Origin of the sequence: Desulfobacter curvatus DSM 3379 (assembly GCF_000373985.1) — a bacterium.
In the GTDB taxonomy this organism is placed as follows: domain Bacteria; phylum Desulfobacterota; class Desulfobacteria; order Desulfobacterales; family Desulfobacteraceae; genus Desulfobacter; species Desulfobacter curvatus.
Genome location: NZ_KB892953.1, coordinates 1 through 5,233, shown reverse-complemented (window position 1 = coordinate 5,233; position 5,233 = coordinate 1). Strand labels below are relative to the sequence as shown.

Below are 5,233 nucleotides of genomic sequence, written 5' to 3'. Positions count from 1 at the left end.
GAACAGCAAAGCCATAAGGACAGAACGGGATTATTTTGTACGTAATAGGCACCGTCTTGCTTTCCCAACGGTAAAGGCATTGCATCTGCCGATTGGCAGTGGTGCGATTGAAAGTTCGATTCGAAGAGTTGTCAATTTGAGACTCAAAGGTCCCTGCATTTTTTGGTATAAGGAAAATGCGGAGAAAATGCTCATGCTGCGCTCATACTATAAATCAGGACGATGGAACTGTCTGAAACAAATGGCCAATTCACATATTTCATTGTTAGCTGCATAACCGTGAAAATGGGAATGCGCCCAAACCGAATAACCGTGAAAACGAACCTAATATTTCAGGCCGGCTTTATACTCTTCGTATGAGGTAATATCCTGGTTAGGCCCGCTGGAAGGATACCCATCTTTTAGTGCCTGACTCTGGGTGCTGATGTCATAAATGCCCCGGTAAAAATTATCTGCTGTAATAAAACTGCTTGTTGCACAACCGGCAACACAAGCCATTAAAAGAATCATCAAAATGCTTATTTTTAGAAAGGAACGCATCTCAGAGACCTCTTAAATATAATTTTCTTTCCTGGGCCTTGAATAAAAAACAAAAAAAATAGCCTCATCTATTTCCCATACCCGCAGGTGTAAGATTCGCTATGCAAGAAACAAAGAAAAAACACACTATATTATTCTGGGACCGGAACGCGCAAAGCCTGTTCAACAATGCCCTGAAATATATTATAAACATCCTGATCCTTTATATTATCTTAATTTTAGGAATCGGGCTTTTCCGAACCCTGTCTTCCCTACAAAATCTCTTGGAGCAGGAAAACGTTGGACTCCAGCTTTCTGAACGGGTCGGATATCCTCAGTTATCTGGTTATGATAGAGCTTTTCCGTGGTTTCATTGAATACTTCAAGGTGCGTCGCTGCGACTGCACAGCATGATTGATCTATCCATTATTTTCGTGGTCCGAGAACTCATCATCAAACTTTACGAGCACGACACGGCCACTGAGGGTAGCCTAACCCAGTTCGGCGTTCTTCTTTTATGCATGGGTATCATCCGCACCTCGGCTGTCTGCTTCAGCCCTGCAAATGAAAAATAACAGGGCCGGGATTCCCCCTCTCCGCCACCTTTTCCTCGCCAATGGGTGATGAGTTGCGGGGAATCCGCCCAACCATTTGAAGCCTTTTTTACTCTTTTTCCAACGTAAATTTGGAAATTAACTGATTAAGGTTCTCGGCAAGTTTGGACAATGCACCTGCGCTGTCATTGACCTGGAGGCTACCCGTCTTGATTTCGGCAGACGCCTGGCTGACCTGATGAATATTCTGGCTGACTTCACGAGTCACTGCGGAAGCCTGGTTAACATTATCGTTCACCTCCTGAACCCCGAGCCCAGCCTGGCTTACATTGTTGGAAATTTCTTGGGTGGTGGCGGTCTGCTCTTCAATGGCCGCAGCCACAGATGTCACGATGGTGTTAATCTCATTGATAACTTCAACAATTTCATTAATGGCGGTCACGGAGTCTCCGGTACTCATCTGCACCTCCCCAATCCGCTGACCGATTTCTTTAGTAGCTTCGGCTGTTTGATGGGCAAGTGCCTTAATTTCTGCAGCCACTACGGCAAATCCTTTTCCTGCCTCCCCTGCCCTGGCAGCTTCAATGGTTGCGTTAAGAGCCAAAAGATTGGTTTGTTCAGAGATATCGGCGATGGTTTCGGTTACTCTGCTGATCTGGGATGCAGCTTCTCCTAGTTGATTGACTTTTGTTGAAACCTCTTCTGCCTTTTTCACGGCATTAATGGTTGTCTGACTGCCTTTAGATGTATTAGCTGCAATTTCAGAAATGGTGGAAGACATTTCTTCAGTAGCGGCAACAACGGTTTGGAGATTGGCCGCGGCTTGTTCGGTTGCAGCAGCCACACCATTCATATTCACAGTCATTTCTTCTGAAGCAGCAGCCACGCTGTTCGCCTTTTCCGAGGTAGCCTCTGAATTAGAGGCCATCTGTTCTGAAATGGCAGAAAGTTCCGTAGATGATGACGTCAAAGTATAAACACCGCCAGTGATTTCTTTAAGCATATTCGTCAGATTCTGGGTCATTTTTTTCATGCTTGCATATACGCCGGTCAGCTTTTCAGCATCACCCGTAAATTGGATAGTTAAATCCCCTTCTGAAATGCTATCGGCAATACGCGCAATCTCCAATGGTTCTCCACCCAGTTGAACCATAAGTTCTTTTACAAACCAGAGAACCCCAGCCAACACAAGTATGAAGGCAATTACACCCACGATAAATATCAGATTCCTAATATGTTTGGATGTTTCCAAAAATTCGTCCCGATTTTGGGTAACGCAGACACGCCACCCTGTGGATTTGACCAAAGCGAATCCGGCGATTTTATCCACGCCTTCAAAAGTATAGTCAAGCACACCAATTTCATTAGCCAGTATGTACCTGGCAGCCTCCTTCATTCCGTTGGTTTGAGTCATATTAGTCTTAAAAATAAGATCGGGATTGGGATGGGCGATAAAAATGCCTTTCTGATCAGTTACAAAAGGATACCCGGTTTTCCCCAATTTGGCCTGGGTGATATGGTTGCTTAACTCATCAAGTTTGATTCCAGACACAAAGGCCCCTGTAAATGTCCCCCCTGCCGTTTTTAAGGGGATGGCTATTATGATAATTGGAAGGCCCGAAAATGATGATAGAATAGGCTCACTTATACTGATATTTCCTTTTTTAGCGTCGATAAAATATTGCCGTTCCGCCAAAGAGCGAATTTTAGCTTTCCCGTCATAGCTGTCCGCAATGATATTGCCGTCTTTATCTGAAACCCTAAGGCTTTCATATTTGATTCCGACGTCGGCATAAACGTCAGCAAGAAAGTTTTCTAAGGAATTTAGCTCCGATTCCGCAGAATCCATTCCTGAATCAAACACTTTAGAGGCGGCCTGTATTACCACAGGCGTTTTAGCCAAGGACAAAGCAAAGTATTTTTCTTGGCTGACAACCTCTTCTGCCAGCATGGCCAAGTCTTTGGCGACTTGAATGGATTGGGATTTAAATATTTCAGTGATGGCATTTGAGGATTTATTTATCGAAAAATATCCAGAAATAACCAAGGGGAGCATGGCGGATAGAATACTTCCAATTAGGAGTTTGGACTTGAACGTCATTCTCACAATTCCTTTCGCTTATAGATTTAATGAATCAATTTTATCAAGAAACCCTAACTAAAAAGCAAAAAATATACCTTTGCCAATTAAAAATCAGATATTCAATCTTATTTTACGGCATTACGATTTAAAAGACTTGTGGAAATTTATTCATAAATTCCTCGGATTTGAGGCTAATATCGACCATTCCAGTTCCCTAAAAGCAAAATGATTCTCAAAATCGCGTCTTTATAGTCGCACGAATGCTCATTTTTAATATTTCGCATAGGCTTTCTCGTGATTGCCGGAAACTATGTGAAAAGCTCATGGATATGATTCAGCCCATGAACATTACCTTTGGAATGGAAACCAGGCCCAATGACCTTGATCATTCAATATTTGAAAAGCGGATAAACAGCGGGCTTACCAGTGCTCGGCGTGGAAAGCGGGTCAAAGAGCATACTGGATGGGCTTAACAAGGAAGCGAAGGTAAATGTAAGAGAAGACGCAATAAAGCTATGCAGGAAGCAGATGCGGTAAATCTTTTTTTACAGGCTGGTTTGAGTTCATTGTCATCGTTCGTTTTGGGTATTAGGCCCTTATCATTCTGATAATCTGACATTTCATCATAAAAATATTTCCAAAAGAGCAGACTACCTCAGAAACAAGGTCTGTTTTTTTTGTATGGAAGACCAACACGGACTGTCCCTGTTCGTCCTCATGTCAGGTGAGTTATAAAAATTAAAAATACTGGGTGCCCACCAGATCGTTTCCCGCCAGGGAAAGGATTTTGTTCAACGCATCCGTAAAGCTTATGTCAGACTGTTTTTCCCCGCCAAAGACAGCATTCTGCACCTTGAGTCCGAACTCATCGTCTTTTCGTACGGTCAAACGTACCGATCCTGATGCGAAGCTACCGTTTTTCAGGACTACGTCCTCGTCCCCATCCACAATACCGATGACCGGAATATCGAATCTTGATAGTATATCCGCAGCCACCACCGTGGTGTCGTCTCCTACGGTGACAACCCCGCTTGCTTCGTTAGCAAGTTGATACACATGCATGCCTGCATGATCTATAAACACCATACCGCGGCCGTTACTTTTTACCATGCGCCGGGAGAGACAGGTACGACGGATAGTAGGGGTTGAAGCTAATTTGGCCGATTTCAGGTCAACACCGCCCAGCCGGTCCAGCTTTTCAATGCCGTGGGTCTTGACATCTACCCCCTTGATGTCGCAGAGGTGACCGTTTTGGCAGGCCATTACCACTTCGGTTCCTAAGGCCAGGCCCACCATGATCCCGTTCACCAATACAAAATCGCCTGGTTCCGCCGTTGTCATGCGGCGGTAAATTTTGCCGTTTTCGCTCCACACCGAGGGTTCGAGCTCAATTTTTTCCCTTTGGGAAAGGCCTAACCGGGTCAGGGTATCAATAATAAAAGAGGAACACCCTGACTGCCATTCCACCCCAAAAGGCCCCGCACACTCCACCTGAACCACCGGGGTGTTGACCCTGGCGCGGTCAACCACCATGCCGCCAAAAACAAGTCCTGACTCAACCGACTTGCCGTAGTTAACAATGATTACCATGTCCGTGGCCTGGGACAGTTCCTTGAGGCATGCGCCCGGCATCTGGTCCCAGAACTCAATGCCGTTAAGGCCACTGTCGAAAACGGCTGTCCGGCCCATGGTCCCTGCCAAGACGCAACGAACGGTGCCAAGGGGTTCAAGAACATTGATCACCCTTTGAGCCCAGCCGGAATCAAACACTTCGGGGCCGTGAAAAAGTAACCCGATCATCAATTCACCCTGAACAATTTTTTATAACCCCCATGTCCTAGCGGACACAACGAAGCATGAAACACTTGCAAATTTTGAAAAATGGTCATAGCTATCAAATTTTTTTTTCGACCAAGAAAATATAAGGAGATAGCCATGACCAAGAGATCAAAAAATAACACATTAATCCAAATCGTTCACCCAATTTGTTGTGGTTTGGATGTCCATAAAGACAAAATTTCGGCCTGTTTAATTACGGTTGATGATAATGGGAAAGAACAGCATGAGATTCGAGAGT

4 protein-coding genes and 2 pseudogenes are annotated in these 5,233 nt (G+C 44.7%); 3 read left to right on the top strand and 3 right to left on the bottom strand.

The window, feature by feature from the left end:
• Positions 1-277, top strand: a pseudogene (locus tag B147_RS32325) (ISLre2 family transposase); the annotation flags it as partial.
• 47 nt (positions 278-324) lie between these two features.
• On the opposite strand, the gene B147_RS0105570 reads toward B147_RS32325, so the two are convergent.
• On the bottom strand, positions 325-540 hold the full coding sequence (locus B147_RS0105570) for a hypothetical protein (protein WP_020586249.1): 216 nt from the start codon (positions 538-540) through the stop codon (positions 325-327).
• A 389-nt stretch (positions 541-929) separates the two neighbouring features.
• Here B147_RS0105570 and B147_RS31665 point away from each other — a divergent pair, with 389 nt between their 5' ends.
• Entirely contained in the window at positions 930-1,094 is a 165-nt protein-coding gene (locus B147_RS31665) for a hypothetical protein (RefSeq protein WP_020586247.1), read from the top strand.
• 88 nt (positions 1,095-1,182) lie between these two features.
• On the opposite strand, the gene B147_RS0105555 is transcribed toward B147_RS31665, so the two are convergent.
• Together B147_RS0105555 and B147_RS0105545 are read right to left on the bottom strand one after the other, a co-directional pair.
• Complete coding sequence (locus B147_RS0105555; protein WP_020586246.1) at positions 1,183-3,174, bottom strand: methyl-accepting chemotaxis protein; 1,992 nt, start codon at positions 3,172-3,174, stop codon at positions 1,183-1,185.
• A 720-nt stretch (positions 3,175-3,894) separates the two neighbouring features.
• Positions 3,895-4,956, bottom strand: a complete 1,062-nt coding sequence (locus tag B147_RS0105545) for a DUF2117 domain-containing protein (protein ID WP_020586244.1) — start codon at positions 4,954-4,956, stop codon at positions 3,895-3,897.
• A 135-nt stretch (positions 4,957-5,091) separates the two neighbouring features.
• On the opposite strand from B147_RS0105545, the pseudogene B147_RS33425 reads away from it, so the two are divergent.
• Positions 5,092-5,233, top strand: a pseudogene (locus tag B147_RS33425) (IS110 family RNA-guided transposase); the annotation flags it as partial.